Source organism: Streptomyces sp. NPDC060064 (assembly GCF_042736455.1).
Taxonomy (GTDB): Bacteria; Actinomycetota; Actinomycetes; order Streptomycetales; family Streptomycetaceae; genus Streptomyces.
On sequence record NZ_JBHWWF010000012.1, the window covers coordinates 26,343 to 46,253 of the forward strand.

Consider the following 19,911-nt stretch of genomic DNA (forward strand, 5'->3'; position numbering starts at 1 on the left):
ACCGGGGTTCGGGGCGGCGGAGCCCCCGGTGCACGCACGCCTCAGCGGCCCAGCCCCGTCAGGTCACCCATCACCACCACCGGCCGCTTGGCCGGGTCCAGCCACTTCAGCAGCTCCTTCATCCGGGCCCTCGGCAGCGCGACACAGCCCTGCGTGGGCCCGCCGTGGTCGACGTGGATCCAGATGCCGCCGCCCTTCTCCGAGCCGAGCGGCCGGGTCCAGTCCAGCGGGGTGTTTCCCGGCTCGCGGTTGTAGTTGATGGCCACGACATAGTCGAAGGACCCCTCGAGCGGCTCCCCCTCGAAGCCGGTGCCGGGCGCGTCGAAGGCGGGCCCCTCGTCGTACGGGAGCTTCGTTCCCGGGTTGGGCAGCATGCCGCCCGCGTCCGTGAGGCCGAAGACCCCGATCGGCGAGCGATGGTCGGCCGTGTGATGGTCGTCGGTCCAGCCGAGGAGTGCGTTGTGCGCCGGCCACGGCTCTGAAACGGGCTTCCAGCCCCGCACAGGATCACGCTCGTAGAGCGTGACGACGGACTTGTTGGAGTCGGGGTCGTCGCCGACCACCACGACCGCCTGCTTGTTCGCCGCGGTGATCTCGGCGCGGATCTTCGGTCCGAGGGCGGGGATGACCTGCGCCCGGGAGAGCTGCGCCTGGGCGCCGGAGCGCGCGTTGGGGCCCAACTTGGCGGCGGCGCCCGTGGATCTCTTCGCGGCCACGGGCGCTGTGTCGCCGGGATCGCCCGCGCAGCCGGTGAGCAGCAGACCGGCGACGGCAAACGCGACCGCCGGGAACGGTCCTGTGCGGAGGGACATGTGCGGGCCTTTCAGTTCGAGAGCTGGATGTGCTGCTTCGGAGGCGGGGTGGGAGCGACCTCGGCCCCGGCGGCATTGAAACGGACATATAGGATCATCTGTCGTGTTTCGGCCGGAGCGCGGGAGGCGTCGCCGGAGACACAGCGGCCGGCAAAGACCGCGGAGTCCAGGACCGGGACGCCGTTCGAGCAGCGCGGAGTACTCGTTGGTGCCGCGGATGGCCCTGCAGTCGGGCGTGTCAGCTCGTGCCGTCTCCCCGGCGGGCCCCTGGGTTTCCGTCATGGGCCAGGACGCCGACGACCGGACCTGGCGGGGGCTCGGGAAGCGACTGTGAGTCGCTGTCAGACAGGAATGGGGCCCGGAACCTGTCGGTCCCGGACCCCATTACTCGCGTACGACGCGTACGACGCGCTCCGTCGACTACTCGCCGGACTTGGCGACCGGCTTGCGGAGCGCGATGTTCAGCTCGCGCAGACGCGACTCGTCCAGCTCGGTCGGCGCGCCCATCATCAGGTCCTGCGCGTTGCCGTTGAGCGGGAAGGCGATCGTCTCGCGGATGTTCGGCTCGTCGGCCAGCAGCATCACGATGCGGTCGACGCCCGGGGCGATGCCGCCGTGCGGCGGGGCGCCGAACTGGAAGGCGCGGAGCATGCCGGAGAACTCGTGCTCGACGGTCTCCTTGGAGTAGCCGGCGATCTCGAAGGCCTTGAACATGATCTCGGGCTCGTGGTTACGGATCGCGCCCGAGGACAGCTCGACGCCGTTGCAGACGATGTCGTACTGCCAGCCCAGAATGTCCAGCGGGTCCTGGGTCTCCAGGGCCTCGAGGCCGCCCTGCGGCATCGAGAACGGGTTGTGCGAGAAGTCGATCTTGCCGGTCTCCTCGTCCTTCTCGTACATCGGGAAGTCGACGATCCAGCAGAACCGGAACACGCCCTCCTCGAAGTGGCCGGCACGCTTGGCGGCCTCGACGCGAACCGCGCCCATGATCTTGGAGACCTCGTCGAACTCACCCGCGCCGAAGAAGATCGCGTGGCCCGGCGCGAGCGAGAGACGCTCGGTGAGGACCTTGATGTTCTCCTCGGTGAGGAACTTCGCGATCGGGCCGGTCAGCGAACCGTCCTCGCCGACGCGCACCCAGGCCAGGCCCTTCGCGCCGTGCTCGACCGCGAAGTCGCCGAGGCCGTCGAAGAACTTCCGCGACTGGCCGGCCGTGTCCGGCACCGGCAGCGCACGCACATGCTTGCCCGCGAAGGCCTTGAACTCCGAGCCCTCGAAGACGTCCGAGATGTCGACGAGCTCCAGCTGGGCGCGCAGGTCCGGCTTGTCGCTGCCGTACTTCACCATCGCCTCGCGGAACGGGATCCGCGGGAACGGCGAGGTGACGTGGCGGCCGCCGCCGAACTCCTCGAAGAGCTCGGTCATCAGCTTCTCGATCGGCTGGAAGACGTCCTCCTGCTCGACGAAGCTCATCTCGACATCGAGCTGGTAGAACTCGCCCGGCGAACGGTCGGCGCGGGCGTCCTCGTCGCGGAAGCAGGGCGCGATCTGGAAGTAGCGGTCGAAGCCGGAGATCATCAGCAGCTGCTTGAACTGCTGCGGGGCCTGCGGCAGCGCGTAGAACTTGCCGGGGTTCAGCCGGGACGGCACCACGAAGTCACGCGCGCCCTCGGGGGAGGTCGCGGTCAGGATCGGGGTCGCCATCTCGTTGAAGCCGAGGGCGGTCATCTTGTGCCGGATCGCGGAGATGACGGCCGTACGCAGCATGATGTTGCGGTGCATGCGCTCGCGGCGCAGGTCCAGGAAGCGGTACTCCAGCCGCCGCTCCTCGCCCACCCCGTCGTCGGTGTTGATCTGGAACGGCAGCTGCTGCGCCGCACCGAGCAGTTCGACCGAGGAGACCTCGACCTCGACCTCGCCGGTGGGCAGCTCGGGGTTGATGTTCTCGGCGCCGCGCGAGACGACCTTGCCGTCGACGCGGACGACCGACTCCTTGTTGATCTTGTCGAGGGCCTCGTAGGCGGGGGTGCCGGGCCGGGCGACAAGCTGCGTGATGCCGTAGTGGTCGCGCAGATCGATGAAGAGGATGCCGCCCAGGTCTCGGCGATTGTGCAGCCAGCCGCTCAGCCGGACGTCGGCGGAGACGTCAGAGGCGCGGAGCTCGCCGCAGGTGTGGGACCTGTACCGATGCATCGTCGTTCATCCAGTCTTAGCGATTCGAGAGGGGTGGGCCGCGTCAAGGTTACCGCCCGGGCTCCGTTCGCCTCATTGACATACACATGCCAGGACCCCGGCAGCTGGTCGTCGTGAAGATCGGAATAAAGTGAGGCGATGCGCACCGAGGACGTCCTGGCCGCGATCGCGACCGGCCTGTGGCGGTGGGAGAACGCATCCGGGACGGTCACCCTCGACGCCGAGGCCGCCCGGCTGCTGGAGCTGCCCGCCGAGGCCGGGGAGTACCCCGAGTCCATCGTGCGCTCCCGTTTCCACCCCGTCGACTGGAACGAGATCAACGGAATCGTCAGTCTCGCGGCCGCCGAAGGGACCATCGCCGAGGCCAGACTGCGGGTCGTCGACGAGGCCGGACATGTGCTCCGTATCGTCCGAAGCCGCTCCAAACCGGTCCTCCGCGAAGGCGACTACGAACTGACCGGCATGCTCCAGGAGGTCGCCGAGCCGCAGCCGGGCACCGCCGCGCACACTCCCGTCACCGGTGACTGGCGCCGCTCCCGCGAGGCGTTCCTGCTGGACGCGGGCCGGGCGCTGGCCGAGGCCCGCTCCACCGCGGAGGTGCTGCGGGTCGCCGCGTCCCTGTCCATGCCCGGCTTCTCGCCGGACGGGCTTGCCGTCTTCGGGGTGGCGGGCGACCGGCTCACGATCATCGGGCACCACGGGCACAACGCGGGCGACGACAATCCGTTCACGGACATGTCACTGGACACCGAATATCCGGCCGCCGAGGTGGTGCGTACCGGCCGGGCCAGCTACCTGCCGACGCCGGCGGAGTACCGTCGCCGCTATCCCGCCACCTGGCCGCTCGCGCAGCGCTTCGGCCGGCAGTCCTGGGCGTTCCTGCCGCTGATCGTCGCCGGACGCACCATGGGCGCCTGGATGGCGGCGTTCAAGCACCCGGTCGCCTTCACGCCCGACGAACGGTCCGTGCTGACGACGGTCGCGCGGATGCTGGCGCAGGCGCTCGCACGGGCCGGGGTCGCCGAGTCGGAGCGCGAGCTCGCGCTGGGCCTGCAGCGTTCGATGATGCCGGTGCTCGGCCCCGAGGTCCCCGGGATGTCGGTGGCCGCGCGGTACATACCGACCGGCGGCGGGCTCCAGGTCGGCGGCGACTGGTACGACATGATCCCGCTGCCCGGGGGCACCTCCCATGCCGCAGGACCTGGCGGCGGCCGGATCGCCCTGGTCATCGGCGATGTCCAGGGCCACGATGTGCGCGCCGCCGGACTCATGGGCCAGCTGCGGATCGCCCTGCGTGCGTACGCCTCCGAGGGGCACCGGCCGGATGCGGTGCTCTCCCGCGCCTCCCGCTTCCTGCACGGGCTGCATGATTTTTTCGGGGCGGATACGTACGAGGACGACGACTACTCCAGCCCGCGCTTCGCGACCTGCCTCTATCTGGAGGTCGAACCGGCCACCGGCCGTATCGAGATCGCCAGGGCCGGCCATCCCGAGCCCGTGGTGCGGACGTCCGACGGCACGGTGCTGCTGCGGCCCACCGACGGCGGGCTGCCGCTCGGCATCGACCCGGACTCGGACTATCCGACGACGCGGCTGGTGCTGGAACCCGGCGAGACGATGATGATCTGCACCGACGGTCTCCTGGAGACCGGCGGGCACGATCTCGACACGGGCTTGGCGCGGCTGCGCCGGATACTCGAGCAGCACACGGACCTGTCACTGGAGGAGCTCGCCGACACGCTCGTACAGGCCGTGCACGGGCCCGGCTCGCACCACACCACCGGTCCGCTCGCCGACAGACGTGAGGACGACATCGCGGTCCTGCTGATCGGCCGGGACGGGGCGCCGCCGCGAAAGGCCCCGCGGCGCACGGCGATGAGTGTGGCGCAGGCCGAGCCGGAGCGGATCGCGACCGCGAGGCAGCAGGTGCGGGAGCTGCTGCACGACTGGAAGGACCAGGAGCAGATCGACGCCGCCGTGCTGATGGTCTCCGAGATGGTCACCAATGTGCTCGTCCACACGGACGGCAATGCGCTGCTGGTGGCGGAGGTGACTTGCGGCGATGCGGCACGGCAGCTGCGCGTGGAGGTCGCGGACACAAGTGACGAGCTGCCGCACAGGCGGCGGCCGGGCGAGATGGCGTCGTCGGGCCGGGGCCTGCTCCTGATGGAGATGCTCGCGGACGCGTGGGGTGTGGATCCGCGGGGCGAGGGCAAGTCGATCTGGTTCGAGCTCTACGAGTCGGCGGTGCCGGAGCCGGTCTCCGACCCGGCCGCGTAACGCGTCCGCAGCTCGCCGATCACGCCGAACGCGGCGGCGGTGACCGGTACGGCGAGCAGCATCCCGAGAATCCCGGCGACGGTCGCCCCCGCGGTGATCGCCAGCATGACCACAACCGGGTGCATCCGCACCATACGGCTCTGGATCACCGGCTGGAGCACATGCCCCTCCAGCACCTGCACCGCCAGGACCACCCCCAGCGCCCAGAGCGCGATCACGAATCCGCGGTCGGCGAGTGCGACAAGGACGGCGACGGCGCCGGAGATGAAGGCGCCGAGGTAGGGGATGTACGCCCCGACGAAGACCAGCGCGCCGAGCCCGACGGCGCCGGGGACGCGCAGGATCAGCAGCCCGACGGTGATACAGATCGCGTCGATGAGCGCGATGAACGTCGTCCCGCGCATGAACCCCTCGACGGCCTCGAAGGCCCGCCGCGCCATGGCTTCGACGACGTCCCCGCTCGCACGGGGCACGAGGGACCGCAGAACGCCCGCGGCCCTGTCCGAGTCCCGCAGAAAGAAAAAGCTGAACAGCAGCGCCAGCACGGCGGTGGCGATCAGTTCGCCCACCACACTCAGCCCACTGATCACCTCGGACGCGGCGGTCCCGCCGAACTTCCCCAGCAGTTCCTTCGAGTTGGCGGCGACGTCGTCGAGCGAGGTCCCGGCGGCCCCGAAGTACTTGGCGAGATCCCTGGCGGCCCGCCGCAGCGCGGAGATGATCTGGTCGCCGGTCCCGATCAGCGCGGTGACGATGATGTACATGGCCCCGCCGACGACGGCGACGACGGCGGCACAGGTCAGCGCGGCGGCGAGCGAGCGATTCACCCTCACTTTGATGAGCCGCCGCTGCAGGGGCCCGAGAAGAGCGGTCGCGAGCAGCGCGAGGAGCACGGGCGTGACGGCGGCCTTGAGTGTGGCGCAGAGCCAGATCCCGACGCCGGCCACGGCGCTGACGAGCAGCACGACGACACACCAGGCGGCGACCCGCCGGGCGACGTCCGGCAGAAGCGGCTTCGGAGTCTGCACGCTCCCACGTGACCACGGGGCATGGGGACGGGCCTGCTGGGGGACCCACCTGGGTGGGTCACCCGGTCATGTGGTGAGGGTGGGCCAGGGGCGTTGTCGGTTGCTCTCCGGTGGGTGGTTCACACCGGCGAACCGTGAGGGGCGCAGGAGCCCGCGCCCTGCCGGAAGTAACACGGGCCCACGGCGCCGGGCCCGGGGATGCGGGCCCGGGGGCACAGGAGCCCGTACCGGGCGCGGGCCCGCGCACCGGGCCGGGGGCGCGGGAGCCCGCACCCGGACGGCGGCCCGCGCCCCCGCCGGAGGCAGCGCGGGCCCCACGCGGGCTCAGTGGCGGTTCACCGGGACCGTGCCCAGGCGGCCCGCCTGGAAGTCGTCCATGGCCTGCTGCAGCTCCGCACGGCTGTTCATCACGAACGGACCGTAGTGCGCCATCGGCTCCCGGATCGGGCGCCCACCCAGCAGTACGACCTCCAGGTCCGGGCTGTTCGAGTCCTGGGACTCGTCCGCGCGGACCGTCAGCGACCCGCCCGCCCCGAACACCGCCGTCTGGCCCTTGTGCACCGGGCGCCGGTCCGTACCCACCGCACCGCGCCCCGCAAGCACATACGCCAGGCCGTTGAAGTCCTCGCGCCACGGCAGCGTGACCTCGGCACCCGGCCGCAGCGTCGCATGGATCATCGTGATCGGCGTGTGCGTGATGCCCGGACCCTCGTGCCCGTCGAGCTCACCCGCGATGACCCGCAGCAGCGCGCCCCCGTCCGGTGAGGTCAGCAGCTGGACCTGGCCGCCGCGGATGTCCTGGTACCTGGGGTCCATCATCTTGTCGCTCGCCGGCAGGTTCACCCAGAGCTGGAGCCCGTGGAACAGCCCGCCCGACATGACCAGCGACTCCGGCGGCGCCTCGATGTGCAGCAGGCCCGAGCCGGCCGTCATCCACTGGGTGTCGCCGTTCTGTATGGTTCCGCCGCCGCCATTGCTGTCCTGGTGGACGAAGGTTCCGTCGATCAGGTACGTGACCGTCTCGAAGCCCCGGTGCGGATGCCACGGCGTCCCCTTCGGCTCGCCCGGCGCGTACTCCACCTCGCCCATCTGGTCCATCATGATGAACGGGTCGAGGTACTGGTAGTTGATCCCGGCGAACGCGCGTCGCACCGGGAAACCCTCCCCCTCGAAGCCCCCCGGCGCCGTGGTCACGGCAAGCACGGGGCGCGGCACGGCCTCGGCCGGCGCGGAGACGCGCGGCAGGGTGAGCGGGTTCTCGACAGTCACTGCAGGCATGACGGGACCTCCTTGTGCGTCCAGTTTAGTTGAAGACTGAACTTCTTGTCATCCGGAACGCGCGACGCCCGGGAGGAATTCCTCCCGGGCGCCCAGAGACCCAGACCCGTCAGCGGCACATCGGCCGCACACCGGACCGTCAGCCGTACATCCGCCGCATCGCGAAGTCCACCATCTGCTCCACGGCCTTCGCGTCGAAGACCATCCGGTGATCACCCTCCATGTCGAGCACGAAGCCGTACCCGGTCGGCAGCAGGTCGATCACCTCGGCGCCCGTGATCACGAAGTACTTGGACTCCTTGCCCGCGTATCTGCGCAGTTCCTTGAGCGAGGTGAACATCGGGATGACGGGCTGCTGGGTGTTGTGCAGCGCCAGGAAGCCGGGGTTGTCACCGCGCGGGCAGTAGACCTTCGAGGTCGCGAAGATCTGCTGGAAGTCCTCCGCGGACAGCGACGCGGTGGTGAAGGCCCGCACGGCGTCGGCGAGCGAGGGCGGCGACGGCTCGGGGTACAGCGGCTGCTCCCCGTAGGAGGGCTGCTGGGGCACGTACTGCTGCTGGGCACCCGGGTTCTGGTCGTAGCCGTACATGTCCGCAAGAGTACCGAGGCGGCCGGGCCCCATGGGCCGGGCCGGGGCACACGGTGCGACCCGGCCCGCCTCGAGCGCACCGGCGAAGGCCCGGCGATCACGGCACTCGGCTCCCCGTGACCCGTCCCGCCCCGGGCTCGACACCCTCCGCACCCCCGCCACCGCACCCCTGATCGCCCGCCGATCGCCCGCGAACCGGGGACACGGGCCGCCATCTCACGGCATCCTCGGGCAGGGCCCGGTAGCGAGCCGTGTCACAGATGACCCACTAGGGGTTGCTTCTTATTACCGACGGGTAGCATCATCGTAGCTACTTACTGGTACGTGGATGATCAATCCGCCTCCCGATCTTTACGGAGCCGTCGCCATGGGGCACTACAAGTCGAATCTCCGCGACATCGAGTTCAACCTCTTCGAGGTCCTCGGGCGCGACAAGCTGTACGGCACCGGCCCGTTCGCGGAGATGGATGTCGACACCGCCAAGTCGATCCTCGAAGAGATCGCCCGCCTCGCCGAGAACGAGCTGGCCGAGTCCTTCGCGGACGCCGACCGCAACCCGCCGGTCTTCGACCCCGCCACCAACACCGCGCCCGTCCCGGCGTCCTTCAAGAAGAGCTACCAGGCCTTCATGGACTCCGAGTACTGGCGCCTCGGCCTGCCCGAGGAGATCGGTGGCACCACCTCGCCGCGCTCCCTGATCTGGTCGTACGCGGAGCTGCTGCTCGGCTCGAACCCGGCCATCTGGATGTACTCCTCGGGCCCGGCCTTCGCCGGCATCCTCTTCGAGGAGGGCAACGAGGCGCAGAAGAAGGTCGCCGAGATAGCCGTCGAGAAGCGCTGGGGCTCCACCATGGTGCTCACCGAGCCGGACGCCGGCTCGGACGTCGGCGCCGGCCGCACCAAGGCCGTCGAGCAGGCGGACGGCTCCTGGCACATCGAGGGCGTGAAGCGCTTCATCACCTCCGGTGAGCACGACATGGAGGAGAACATCCTTCACTACGTGCTGGCCCGCCCCGAGGGCCACGGCCCCGGCACCAAGGGCCTGTCGCTCTTCCTCGTGCCGAAGTTCCACTTCGACTGGGAGACCGGCGAGCTGGGCGAGCGCAACGGCGTGTACGCCACGAACGTCGAGCACAAGATGGGCCTCAAGGCCTCCAACACCTGCGAGATCACCTTCGGTGACCAGCACCCCGCCAAGGGCTGGCTGATCGGCGACAAGCACGACGGCATCCGCCAGATGTTCATGATCATCGAGTTCGCCCGGATGATGGTCGGCACGAAGGCCATCGCGACCCTGTCGACCGGCTACCTCAACGCGCTGGAGTACGCCAAGGAGCGCGTCCAGGGCCAGGACCTGGTGAACTTCGCGGACAAGAGCGCGCCCAAGGTCACCATCACCCACCACCCCGACGTGCGCCGTTCGCTGATGACGCAGAAGGCGTACGCCGAGGGCATGCGCGCCCTGGTGCTGTACACCGCCTCGGTCCAGGACGAGATCGCCGTCAAGGAGGCCGCGGGCGAGGACGCCAAGGCCCTCGTCGCCCTGAACGACCTGCTGCTGCCGATCGTGAAGGGCTACGGCTCCGAGAAGTCGTACGAGCAGCTGGCCCAGTCGCTGCAGACCTTCGGCGGCTCGGGTTACCTCCAGGAGTACCCGGTCGAGCAGTACATCCGGGACGCCAAGATCGACACCCTCTACGAGGGCACCACGGCCATCCAGGGCCAGGACTACTTCTTCCGGAAGATCGTCCGCGACCAGGGCCAGGCGCTGAACACCCTCTCCGAGGAGATCAAGAAGTTCCTGGCGGTCGGCACCGGCGGCGAGGAGCTGGCCCCGGCCCGCGACGCGCTCGCCAAGGCCGCGGTGGACCTGGAGGCGATCGTCGGCACGATGACGAACGACCTCATCGCCACCGGCGAGGACGTCAAGAACATCTACAAGGTGGGCCTCAACACCACCCGCCTGCTGCTCGCCTCCGGCGATGTGGTCGTCGGCTACCTGCTGCTGCGCGGCGCGGCCGTCGCGGCGGAGAAGCTCGAGACCGCGTCCGCCAAGGATGTGCCGTTCTACCAGGGCAAGATCGCGGCCGCGAAGTTCTTCGCCGCCAACATCCTGCCGGGCGTCTCGGTCGAGCGCGCGCTCGCCGAGACCGTCGACAACTCCCTGATGGAGCTGGACGAGGCGGCGTTCTGACCGTCCCAGCCGTCCCGCGCCTTGTGTGAAGCGGCCCGCCCCCTGCCGGGGCGGGCCGCTTCGCATCTCCACGCACCCGGCGTGCGCCCCTCGTTAAGGTGAGTCCATGAGCAGCAGCACACCCTCCCGCTTCGATCGCGGACACACCGACGACCTGATGTCCTTCCTCTCGGCCGGCCCGACCCCGTACCACGCCGTGGCCGCCGCCGCCGAGCGCCTGGAGAAGGCCGGCTTCCGGCAGGTGCTGGAGACGGACGCCTGGGACGGCACAAGTGGCGGCAAGTACGTACTGCGCGGCGGCGCGATCGTCGCCTGGTACGTGCCGGAGGGCACCGCGCCGCACACCCCGTTCCGGATCGTCGGCGCCCACACCGACTCCCCGAATCTGCGCGTCAAGCCGCAGCCCGACATGGGCGCGCACGGCTGGCGTCAGGTCGCCGTCGAGATCTACGGCGGCCCGCTGCTGAACTCCTGGCTCGACCGTGATCTGGGCCTGGCCGGCCGGCTCTCCCTGCGCGACGGCACGACGCGGCTGGTCAACATCGACCGGCCCCTGCTGCGCGTGCCGCAGCTGGCCATCCACATGGACCGCTCGATCCACGAGAAGGGTCTGCAACTCGACAAGCAGCGGCACATGCAGCCCATCTGGGGCCTGGGCGACGTCACCGACGAGGGCGATCTGATCTCCTTCCTGGAGGAGGAGCTCGGGCTCGCGGCCGGGGAGGTCACCGGCTGGGACCTGATGACACACGCCCTGGAGGCGCCCGCCTATCTGGGCCGCGACCGCGAGCTGGTCGCCGGACCGCGGATGGACAACCTGCTGTCCGTGCACGCCTGTACGGCAGCGCTCGCCGCGGTCTCCGCGTCGCCGGAGCTTCCGTACATCCCGGTGCTCGCCGCCTTCGACCACGAGGAGAACGGCTCCCAGGCGGACACCGGCGCCGACGGCCCGCTGCTCGGCAATGTGCTGGAGCGTTCGGTGTTCGCGCGCGGTGGTACGTACGAGGACAAGGCGCGCGCCTTCGCGGGCACGGTGTGTCTGTCCTCCGACACCGGCCACGCCGTACACCCCAACTACGGGGAGCGCCACGACCCGACGCACCACCCGCGCGTCAACGGCGGCCCGATCCTCAAGGTCAATGTGAACCAGCGGTACGCCACCGACGGCAGCGGCCGGGCCGTGTTCGCCGCGGCCTGCGAGAAGGCGGGCGTGCCGTGGCAGACGTTCGTGTCGAACAACGCGATGCCGTGCGGCACGACCATCGGCCCGATCACCGCCGCCCGCCACGGCATCCGGACCGTCGACATCGGCGTCGCGATCCTGTCGATGCACAGTGCGCGTGAGCTGTGCGGTGCGGATGACCCGTATCTGCTGGCCAACGCGCTGGTGTCATTCCTGACGGACTGACAGATCCAATGGTCCGACACGCCCCGGGCCCGATTACCATGGGAGGCTCGGGGCGCGTCTCATTGACCACTTTGTTGTTTCTCTCTCCCACGCGCCCCTCGAATCGTCCGGGGGGACGCACACGTGAAGCGCAGCATTTCCTTTGCCCTGTCCACCTCTGTGGTACTGGGTGTACTCGCGGTGCCCGCCACCGCCTTCGCCGCTGCGGGGCCGACCGCCCTCAAAGTCTCCGGCCACGACAAGCAGTTCGGCCGCCTCTTCGTCGACGACCTGAAGACCGACAGCGACGTGACCGGCATCAGCGCCGTCGTCCACAAGCCGGGCGAGAACGTGGCCGTCGAATGGGTCCATGACTTCGAGCTCGCATCGGGCGACAAGAAGACGGGCGACTGGATCACCAAGAAGGACGTCAAGCTCGAGATCACCGGCGTATTCGCCGTCGACCTGATCGTCAGGGAGTCCGACGGCGACGAGACGACCCTCAAGGACGTCGGCACGTACGACTACAGGGCCAGGAAGTATTTCCAGGAATTCGGGGTCGACCGGCCCAACCCGACCGTCGACGACATGGTGGTCACCGCGAGCGGCCGGCTCGCCGAGTGGCAGCCCATCACGCACGAGAGCAAGCCCGTCGCCGATTCGAGCGTGCGCATCCACAACGGGTCCTACGACGAGGTCGTGCGGACGGACGCGGACGGCAGGTTCTCCGACTGGTTCATCGCGGACTCCGAGCCCAGCCCGGTCCGTGCGTACTACGGGAACCTCTCCAGCGAGCTGCTGCAGGTCGCGCCCAAGGGTCTGCCGGCCCGCGTCACGCTCGACAAGTCCGAGTTCAGCGGCAGGTTCGGCGCGCCGGTCAAGGTCACCGGCAAGGTGGAGTACGAGCTCAACGGCGTCTGGAAGACGACGAATTACGCGGATGTGGAGGTCGTGAACGCGGCGGGGACGTGGGAGGGGAGCGCCGTCACCGACAAGGAAGGGCGTTTCAGCCTCGAGACGAAGATCCCCTTCGCGGACGACAAGCGGCAGCTGAAGGTCAGCTACGGCGACTGGTTCTCCAACAAGCCGACCGCCCCGCTCACCTTCCGCACCACCGGCTACAGCTCCATCGACCAGTTCGAGATCAAGCTCGGCTCCGACTCAAAGCTGACCGTGTCCGGTCTGCTGGACGTCCAGGGCGCCCCGCGACCGCACAACAAGCTCGACATCCAGGTGTCCAGGAACGGCAAGGACGGCTGGGCGAAGCTCAAGACGCTGACGCTCACCAAGGACAGGTACTTCCTGGCGGACATCCCCGCACCGGCGTCCGGCTACTACCGCGCGGTCTACTCCGGCTCCGCCAATGTGCAGGGGTCGGTGAGCCCGGTCCTCAAGGCCAGCCGCATCCAGACCCGCATCAAGGACTACAAGGTCACGCCGAAGGTGAAGAAGCGCGGCGCGATCACCGTCTCCGGCACGCTGCAGCACGCCGCGCCGGCCTGGAAGGCGTACGGCGGCAGGAAGGTGATGATCTTCTTCTCGCCCAAGGGCAAGCCGAAGGAGTCGTATCTGCTGGGCGAGGTGAAGACCGCGGCCAACGGCACGTTCAAGAAGAGCTTCAAGGAGCGGGGCGACGGCACGATCTTCGCGCTGCACATCGACACGGACTCGAATCACCTGATGAACCCGAAGGTCACGGGCGCCGTCGACGTCAAGTAACCCGGCCGGGACGGGTGTTGGCGTGTTGACGCCTGTTCGCGAAACATCCGGGAAAGGGCCGGCCGGGCACGGTGGTGCCCATGGTTCTGCTCGGTCATCAGACAGCCGGCGCGACGCACCACCGGGGCCCGTCGCGCCGCACCCTGTCCCTCGCGTTCGCCTCGGCGGCCGCGGTCCTGCTCGCGGCCTGCTGGCTGGTGATCCAGCAGTACAACGAACGGCCGCCCTGGGCACAGGACATCTCGTACGAGGCGGGCTTCATCCAGGGCAACCGCATCAGGCACTACGACCCGACCGGCCGGCAGGCGAAGGACCTGCTGGCCGGCGGGTGCGAGCGGTTCCGGGCGGAGGGCCGGGGCGGACTGAAGGCGACGTACGACCCCGGGCTGTGGGTGGCCGGCTGTCTGGACGGCGCGGCAGGGCGGCAGCTCGAGAAGCAGGGCCTGTTCCACTAGACGAGTCATTCCGAATGGTGACGGTGCGCCCAGGAGCATGAACGGGAGTTGGAGGAAATGCGCCGCGCCACCGCAAAGTCGGTTGATACGGCCTTCGCCAGTGTTCAGGTGGGGCGCGGATGTAGCGTCGTGATCATGGACTTTCTGACTGGCACCACCACCGATCAGGCACCGGCCAATCCGGCTGCCACCGACGACATGCTGGCCAGCCAGCCCATCGGCTACTGGAGTAGTCAGGCTCACGCGGTCGTTACACGGCATCTGCGTGACGCCATGGCTGGGATCGACGTCACGCAGCCGCAGTACTGGGTACTCAACAGCGTCAAGTACTGGCCTGCGGCGCCGAGCCGCAACGAGGTAGCCGCCCAGCTGCTGTCACTCGCGGACGGGCAACATGAGATCCCCCGCATCGTCGCTCAGTTGCTCCACCGCGGCTGGCTACGGACCGACGCCGGAGACCGTCTGTACCTCACCGACGCGGGAGAAGCCGCCAGGATACGGCTGCGCGAGCTGGTAACCGAACTCCGGGCTGTGGTCCACGACGGCATCAGCGACGAGGAATACGTGGCCGCGCTCAAGGTGCTGCGCAGGATGATCTCCAACGTCGAGGGCGCCGGGAACCTGTAGGGCGTTGAGGGGAGATGCTCTCCCCTCAACAACCAAGAGGGCGTCCAAGATCGTTCTGTGAACAATGAGGACTTGGACACCCTGCTCACCGCGCTGTACGTGAAGGTCGACGACGAGCTCGGCGATACCCGATGGCTGGGCCGTCCGCCGCAGTTGACGGACTCCGAGCTCGTCTGCCTCGCTGTTGCCCAGTCCATGCTGGGCTTCGCCTCGGAGTCCCGGTGGCTGCGGTTCGTCCGCTCCCGCCTGGGCGCGATGTTCCCGTACGTACCGAAGCAGCCGGGCTGGAACAAGCGGCTGCGGGCCGCGCTCCCGCTGATCAAGCAGGCGATACGGCTCCTCGCGGCAGACACCGATTTCTGGTTCGACAACCACTGGATCATCGACTCCACCCCGGTGCCGTGCGGCATGTCGCGGCCGACGGTGAAGCGGTCGGACCTGGCCGGCTGGGCCGGATACGGATACTGCGCCTCCCACTCCCGTTTCTTCTGGGGCTTGCGGCTGTATCTGGTGTGCACCCCGACCGGTATGCCGATCCTGTGGTCGCTGGCGAACCCGAAGCTGGAAGAGCGCGAGGTGCTGATGGCGATGCTGGACCGCGAGCCGGAAGCGGTCACCGGGCGCCCTGGTTTGCTGTTGATCGCGGACAAGGGCTTCGCCTCCAAGGAGTTCGAGGCCGATCTTGCCCTGCGCGGAGCGGAGTTGCTCCGGCCCTCGTTCAAGCGGGAGAAACGCCGCAAGGGCGAGTCCCTGCTGAAGTCGGTGCGGCAGCTGATCGAGTCGGTGAACGACACCCTCAAGGGCCAGCTCGATCTGGAACAGCACAGTGGCCGGACCTTCGAGGGTGTCGCCGTTCGCGTCGCGCAACGCGTCCTGGCCCCGGCCGCGGCGATCTGGCACAACCACAAGACCGAACAGCCGGTCATGCGGTCCTTGACCGCCTGCGACCACTAATCACATCGGAATGACTCGTCTAGGGCGGGACTTCCAAAACACGCCCTGGTGGAACAGGCCCACGTTCCTACCCCTGGTCCATCCCGGCCAGTACGAGCGGCAGCCGCGTCGTCCCCTCGTCGCTCACCCGCACCGGGACACCCCAGTCCTGCTGGTGCATATGGCAGGCCGGGTACTCGTTCTCGGGGTCGTCGTCACAGGACGCCGCCATCGCCGAGACATGCAGTACGCCCTCGCTCACCGCCGGGTCGATCTCCAGCTCGCGCGAGAGATCGGTGCCCGTGCCCTCCCCGTCCCTCAGCAGCTCGGGTGGGGTCGAGGAGACGAGCAGCCGGGTCGAAGGGCCGTACCGGGTGTCGAGCTTCTGGCCGGCCGGGGCCTGGAAGACCACGTCCAGCCGGAGCCTGCCCGGGGCGACGTCGGTGGCGGCGCGCTGGGTGCGGTGGGCGACGGCCTCGACGCGTACCGCCTCCTCCGGCAGCCGCAGCCGGGTCAGCCGGTGCCTGGCGGACTCCACCACCACGATGTCGTCGCCGGCCAGCACGGCGCCGCTCGGCTCCCGCAGGTCGGTGGCGAGCGTGGTCACTTCGCCGCTCGCGGGGTCGAAGCGGCGCAGCGCGTGGTTGTACGTGTCGCTGATGGCGACAGACCCGTCGGGCAGCGCGGTGACACCCAGCGGGTGCTGCAGCAGCGCCTGCCCGGCGGCACCGTCCCGGTGCCCGAAGTCGAAGAGGCCGGTGCCGACCGCCGTGTGCACCACCAGATCGCGGTCGATCCAGCGCACCGCTGAGGTCTCGGAGTCGGCGATCCACAGCCGGTCCTCGGTCGCCGCGAGCCCGGACGGCTGCGCGAACCACGCCTCGGCCGCCGGCCCGTCGACGAGGCCTTCGTTGGTGGTACCGGCCGCGACCTGCACGGTCCCGGCCGCCGGGTCGTACGTCCACAGCTGGTGGACGCCCGCCATCGCGATCCACAGCTGCCCGCCCCACCAGGCCACGTCCCACGGCGAGGAGAGCGAGACATCGAGTGCCGGGCCGCTCGTCGGCGAGCCCTGCCACCACTGCTTGCCGGTGCCTGCGAGAGTCTCGACCGCGCCGGTTTCCGGGTCGTACGCACGGATGGTGTGGTTCACGGTGTCCGCGACCGCGACCCGGCCGTCGGGCAGCAGCGCGAGGCCCTGCGGCTCGTTGAACTCGCCGCCGCCGCCGCTGGTGCTGGTGCTGGTGCCGCTGATGCGCCGTACGACGCTCTCACCGTCCGGCTCCAGCTCGACCAGCTGATTCCGGGTCGAGTCGGAGACGAGGAAGTTCCCGGAGGGCAGCAGCAGGGCCTTGCCGGGGAAGCGCAGATCGCTGGCGACCGGCTCGGGCGCGACATACGGCCCGTCCCCGCGCCGCAGCGTTCCCTTCGCGGCGTGCTCGGCCTCGAGCTCCTCGACAAGCTGCTCGATGGCGTGGGCATGCCCCTCGCCGGCGTGCTGGGCGACGATATAGCCCTCGGGGTCGATGACGACGAGCGTGGGCCAGGCCCGGACGGCGTACTGCTTCCAGGTGGCGAGCTCGGGGTCGTCGAGCACCGGGTGGTGCACCTGGTAGCGCTCGACGGCGTCGACGACGGCCTGGTGCTCGGCCTCGTGCACGAACTTCGGCGAGTGGACCCCGATGATCACGACGGTGTCGCGATGCTTCTCCTCGAGCTCCCGCAGCTCGTCCAGGACATGCAGGCAGTTAATACAGCAAAATGTCCAAAAATCAACAATGACAATACGTCCTCGCAGGTCAGCAAGGGTGTACTGCTTTCCGCCTGTGTTGAGCCAGCCGCCCTTGCCGATCAGCTCGGGGGCCCGAACGCGTGCACGTGTAGCCATACCTCCATCCAACAGCACGGCGCGGGGTAGTCATTCCAGGCATGAAATACCTCGTGCGCGACAAGATCTTCGCCATCGGCGAGGACTACTGGATCGAGGACGAAGCCGGCCGCCAAGCCTTCCTCGTCGACGGCAAGGCGCTGAGCCTGCGGGACACCCTGGAGCTCAAGGATCCGACCGGGCTGGTCCTGATCACGCTGCGCAAGAAGCTGCTCAGCCTGCGGGACACGATGACCATCGAGCGTGACGACAAGCCGCTCGCCACCATCCGCAAGAAGCGGCTGTCGCTGCTGCGCAATCACTACCGCGTGACGCTCGTCGAGGGCACCGAGCTCGATGTCAGCGGACGGATCCTGGACCGGGAGTTCACGGTCGAGTACGACGGCGAGCTGCTGGCCCACATCTCCCGGCAGTGGTTCCGGGTGCGGGAGACGCACGCCGTGAACGTCGTACGGGAGGACGCGGACGCGCCGCTCATGATCGCGGTCGCGGTCTGCGTGATCCAGATGGCGGAGAAGGAGCGAGCGGGCGACGACGACTAGGCCTCGCCGACCGGGGCTCCGCGCCGGACCCCGCGCCTCAATCGCCGACGAGGCTCACGTTTTGCCCGCGAGCGAGGCTGGATTTCCCGCCCGACGGGCGGGAAACCTGCCCCCAGTTACGGGAAGGGGCGGGTAGGGGAACACCCCTGCCACAGGCGCCTAGGGGCGGCGGGGTTCCGCGAGCCCCAGTCGGCGGTCCTTGAGCACGGGGAACTGCTCCCGTGTCGTCCCGACCTTGGCCGGGTCCAGCTCGACGCTCAGGACCTCTTCGTCCGGGCCCGCCTCGGCGAGGATCTCGCCCCAGGGGTCGACCACGATGCTGTGTCCGGCCTGCTCGACACCGGCGTGGGTGCCTGCGGTGCCGCAGGCCAGGACGTACGCCTGGTTCTCAACGGCGCGGGCGCGGGCCAGCAGCCGCCAGTGCTCGCGGCGGCGGGCCGGCCAGCCCGCCGGGACGACGAGCGCCTGCGCCCCGGCGTCCACCAGGCCCCGGAACAGCTCCGGGAAACGCAGGTCGTAGCAGGTCGCGAGGCCCAATGTGAGCCCCGGCGACGACTCGGTCCCGGGCAGCGCGACGGTCACGAGCTCGTCGCCCGCGCCCATCATCACCGCCTCACCCTTGTCGAAGCCGAAGCGGTGGATCTTCCGGTATGTGCGGACAAGATCGCCCGTGGGGGAGATGACGAGGGAGGTGTTGTAGAGGGTGCCGTCCGGGGCGCGCTCGACGACGGAGCCCGCGTGCAGCCACACTCCGGCGTCGCTCGCGGCCTTCGCCATCACCTCGTACGTCGCACCGGCCGGCGATTCGGCCTCGTCGGCGAACGACTCATAGGCGAACGCTCCGACGGGCCACAACTCTGGAAGCACCACCAGGTCGGCACCCCGCTGGTCGCGTACGAGCGAGGCGACGCGCCGTCTGCGGGAATTGACCGATTCGTCCGGGTCTACTGCGATCTGGATGAGGGAGGCGCGCACACTACCACCGTCCTGGCATTCGAGCCGTCATCACGGGCCTACGATCGTCACACGAAAGCACTGCCGGGCTGCCGTCCGGCAGCGTAACTTAACTGCCGAGCCTCCCACGCAGCCCAGCAGTCAGCAGCCCAGCCCGCGTACCGCAGAACCGCCGAGGGGTCCCGTGACCGTCCATCCCAGCCTCCAGACCTACGCCGACGCCTGGACCCACTCCATTGAATCGATAGCCGAGCTGGTGCAGCCGCTCGTCGAGGGCGAGTGGAACCGGCCCACGCCGTGCCCCGGCTGGTCCGTGCGCGACCTGGTCTCGCATGTCATCGGCATGGAGTGCGAGATGCTCGGCGATCCGCGGCCGATCCACACACTGCCGCGTGATCTCTACCATGTGCAGAGCGAGTTCGCCCGCTACATGGAGATGCAGGTCGATGTGCGCCGGCACCACACGGCGCCGGAGATGACCTCCGAGCTGGAGTACACGATCATCCGCCGGGCCCGTCAGCTGCGCAATGAGAGCCGCACCCCCGACACCATGGTCCGCGCCCCGCTGGGCGCCGAGCAGACTCTCGAACTGGCCATCCGGATGCGCGCATTCGACACCTGGGTGCATGAGCAGGATCTGCGGTCGACGCTGGGCAAGCCGGGCAACCTCGACTCCCCCGGCGCCTACATCGCCCGTGACTGCCTTCTGGAAGCCCTGCCCAAGGTGGTGGCCAAGGACGCGGGCGCCCCGGCCAACTCGGCCGTCGTCTTCGATGTGCACGGCCCGCTCGAATTCCTCCGTACGGTGCGGGTGGACGCGGACGGCCGCGGCACGGTCGACGGCGCGCCCTCGCTCGGCCCCGTGGTGACCCTCGCGCTGGACTGGGAGACCTTCTACCGGCTGGCCTGCGGCCGGGTGCGGGCGAGCGCGGTGTCGGACCGGGTCAAGGTGGACGGTGACGCCGAACTGGCGGCGGCGATCCTGCGGGAGTTCGCGGTTACGCCGTAGGCGCGCCGGGCGTCGCGCCCGGG

The 19,911-nt window shown here is 69.2% G+C and carries 16 protein-coding genes; 9 read left to right on the forward strand and 7 right to left on the reverse strand.

Annotation, left to right across the window (positions count from 1 at the left end; translation table 11 throughout):
- Positions 1-41 precede the first annotated feature (41 nt).
- Complete coding sequence (locus tag ACFWDI_RS16245) at positions 42-812, reverse strand: L,D-transpeptidase family protein (protein WP_385304486.1); 771 nt, start codon at positions 810-812, stop codon at positions 42-44.
- Positions 813-1,232: 420 nt separating this feature from the next.
- Positions 1,233-3,005, reverse strand: coding sequence for an aspartate--tRNA ligase (gene aspS, locus ACFWDI_RS16250; RefSeq protein WP_385304487.1), 1,773 nt, complete (start codon positions 3,003-3,005; stop codon positions 1,233-1,235).
- Between the two features lie 138 nt (positions 3,006-3,143).
- On the opposite strand from aspS, the gene ACFWDI_RS16255 reads away from it, so the two are divergent.
- The gene (locus tag ACFWDI_RS16255; protein WP_385304489.1) at positions 3,144-5,285 is read left to right on the forward strand and encodes a SpoIIE family protein phosphatase; all 2,142 of its coding nucleotides are present in this window, start codon (positions 3,144-3,146) and stop codon (positions 5,283-5,285) included.
- Here ACFWDI_RS16255 and ACFWDI_RS16260 read toward each other — a convergent pair.
- The 3 genes from ACFWDI_RS16260 to ACFWDI_RS16270 all read right to left on the reverse strand — a co-directional run bounded on the left by ACFWDI_RS16260 (position 5,240) and on the right by ACFWDI_RS16270 (position 8,180).
- Positions 5,240-6,313 (reverse strand): AI-2E family transporter, encoded by a 1,074-nt coding sequence (locus tag ACFWDI_RS16260; RefSeq protein ID WP_385304491.1) that lies wholly within the window; start codon positions 6,311-6,313, stop codon positions 5,240-5,242. The genes ACFWDI_RS16255 and ACFWDI_RS16260 overlap by 46 nt on opposite strands.
- Before the next feature lie 324 nt (positions 6,314-6,637).
- Positions 6,638-7,591 (reverse strand): pirin family protein, encoded by a 954-nt coding sequence (locus ACFWDI_RS16265; protein WP_327324906.1) that lies wholly within the window; start codon positions 7,589-7,591, stop codon positions 6,638-6,640.
- Between the two features lie 139 nt (positions 7,592-7,730).
- Entirely contained in the window at positions 7,731-8,180 is a 450-nt protein-coding gene (locus ACFWDI_RS16270; protein WP_326651263.1) for an SseB family protein, read from the reverse strand.
- 367 nt (positions 8,181-8,547) lie between these two features.
- Between ACFWDI_RS16270 and ACFWDI_RS16275 the strand changes: the two genes are divergently transcribed.
- The 6 genes from ACFWDI_RS16275 to ACFWDI_RS16300 all read left to right on the forward strand — a co-directional run bounded on the left by ACFWDI_RS16275 (position 8,548) and on the right by ACFWDI_RS16300 (position 15,516).
- Positions 8,548-10,374 carry an acyl-CoA dehydrogenase gene (locus tag ACFWDI_RS16275; RefSeq protein WP_385304703.1) on the forward strand — a complete coding sequence of 609 codons (1,827 nt, stop codon included), beginning with the start codon at positions 8,548-8,550 and terminating at the stop codon, positions 10,372-10,374.
- A gap of 106 nt (positions 10,375-10,480) precedes the next feature.
- The gene (locus tag ACFWDI_RS16280) at positions 10,481-11,782 is read left to right on the forward strand and encodes a M18 family aminopeptidase (protein ID WP_385304494.1); all 1,302 of its coding nucleotides are present in this window, start codon (positions 10,481-10,483) and stop codon (positions 11,780-11,782) included.
- A 123-nt stretch (positions 11,783-11,905) separates the two neighbouring features.
- Complete coding sequence (locus tag ACFWDI_RS16285; protein WP_385304495.1) at positions 11,906-13,480, forward strand: hypothetical protein; 1,575 nt, start codon at positions 11,906-11,908, stop codon at positions 13,478-13,480.
- Positions 13,481-13,560: 80 nt separating this feature from the next.
- Positions 13,561-13,935, forward strand: coding sequence for a hypothetical protein (locus ACFWDI_RS16290; RefSeq protein ID WP_385304497.1), 375 nt, complete (start codon positions 13,561-13,563; stop codon positions 13,933-13,935).
- A 135-nt stretch (positions 13,936-14,070) separates the two neighbouring features.
- Positions 14,071-14,562: a MarR family winged helix-turn-helix transcriptional regulator gene (locus tag ACFWDI_RS16295; protein WP_385304706.1), complete on the forward strand. Its 492-nt coding sequence runs from the start codon at positions 14,071-14,073 to the stop codon at positions 14,560-14,562.
- 57 nt (positions 14,563-14,619) lie between these two features.
- Positions 14,620-15,516: an IS982 family transposase gene (locus tag ACFWDI_RS16300; protein WP_385304499.1), complete on the forward strand. Its 897-nt coding sequence runs from the start codon at positions 14,620-14,622 to the stop codon at positions 15,514-15,516.
- 67 nt (positions 15,517-15,583) lie between these two features.
- Here ACFWDI_RS16300 and ACFWDI_RS16305 read toward each other — a convergent pair whose 3' ends face one another.
- The gene (locus ACFWDI_RS16305; RefSeq protein WP_385304502.1) at positions 15,584-17,383 is read right to left on the reverse strand and encodes an NHL domain-containing thioredoxin family protein; all 1,800 of its coding nucleotides are present in this window, start codon (positions 17,381-17,383) and stop codon (positions 15,584-15,586) included.
- Positions 17,384-17,424: 41 nt separating this feature from the next.
- On the opposite strand from ACFWDI_RS16305, the gene ACFWDI_RS16310 reads away from it, so the two are divergent.
- Positions 17,425-17,925, forward strand: coding sequence for an LURP-one-related/scramblase family protein (locus ACFWDI_RS16310; protein WP_385304505.1), 501 nt, complete (start codon positions 17,425-17,427; stop codon positions 17,923-17,925).
- A 159-nt stretch (positions 17,926-18,084) separates the two neighbouring features.
- Here the strand turns inward: ACFWDI_RS16310 and ACFWDI_RS16315 are convergent, their stop codons facing one another.
- Positions 18,085-18,900, reverse strand: a complete 816-nt coding sequence (locus tag ACFWDI_RS16315) for a carbon-nitrogen family hydrolase (RefSeq protein ID WP_385304507.1) — start codon at positions 18,898-18,900, stop codon at positions 18,085-18,087.
- 163 nt (positions 18,901-19,063) lie between these two features.
- Here ACFWDI_RS16315 and ACFWDI_RS16320 point away from each other — a divergent pair, with 163 nt between their 5' ends.
- Positions 19,064-19,888 (forward strand): maleylpyruvate isomerase family mycothiol-dependent enzyme, encoded by an 825-nt coding sequence (locus ACFWDI_RS16320; RefSeq protein ID WP_385304510.1) that lies wholly within the window; start codon positions 19,064-19,066, stop codon positions 19,886-19,888.
- Positions 19,889-19,911: the final 23 nt, after the last annotated feature.

Coding starts and splice junctions, on each gene's coding strand:
- ACFWDI_RS16245 (WP_385304486.1), bottom strand. CDS start 812: ATGTCCCTCCGCACAGGACCGTTCCCGGCGGTCGCGTTTGCCGTCGCC.
- aspS (WP_385304487.1), bottom strand. CDS start 3,005: ATGCATCGGTACAGGTCCCACACCTGCGGCGAGCTCCGCGCCTCTGAC.
- ACFWDI_RS16255 (WP_385304489.1), top strand. CDS start 3,144: ATGCGCACCGAGGACGTCCTGGCCGCGATCGCGACCGGCCTGTGGCGG.
- ACFWDI_RS16265 (WP_327324906.1), bottom strand. CDS start 7,591: ATGCCTGCAGTGACTGTCGAGAACCCGCTCACCCTGCCGCGCGTCTCC.
- ACFWDI_RS16270 (WP_326651263.1), bottom strand. CDS start 8,180: ATGTACGGCTACGACCAGAACCCGGGTGCCCAGCAGCAGTACGTGCCC.
- ACFWDI_RS16275 (WP_385304703.1), top strand. CDS start 8,548: ATGGGGCACTACAAGTCGAATCTCCGCGACATCGAGTTCAACCTCTTC.
- ACFWDI_RS16280 (WP_385304494.1), top strand. CDS start 10,481: ATGAGCAGCAGCACACCCTCCCGCTTCGATCGCGGACACACCGACGAC.
- ACFWDI_RS16290 (WP_385304497.1), top strand. CDS start 13,561: ATGGTTCTGCTCGGTCATCAGACAGCCGGCGCGACGCACCACCGGGGC.
- ACFWDI_RS16295 (WP_385304706.1), top strand. CDS start 14,071: ATGGACTTTCTGACTGGCACCACCACCGATCAGGCACCGGCCAATCCG.
- ACFWDI_RS16305 (WP_385304502.1), bottom strand. CDS start 17,383: ATGGCTACACGTGCACGCGTTCGGGCCCCCGAGCTGATCGGCAAGGGC.
- ACFWDI_RS16310 (WP_385304505.1), top strand. CDS start 17,425: ATGAAATACCTCGTGCGCGACAAGATCTTCGCCATCGGCGAGGACTAC.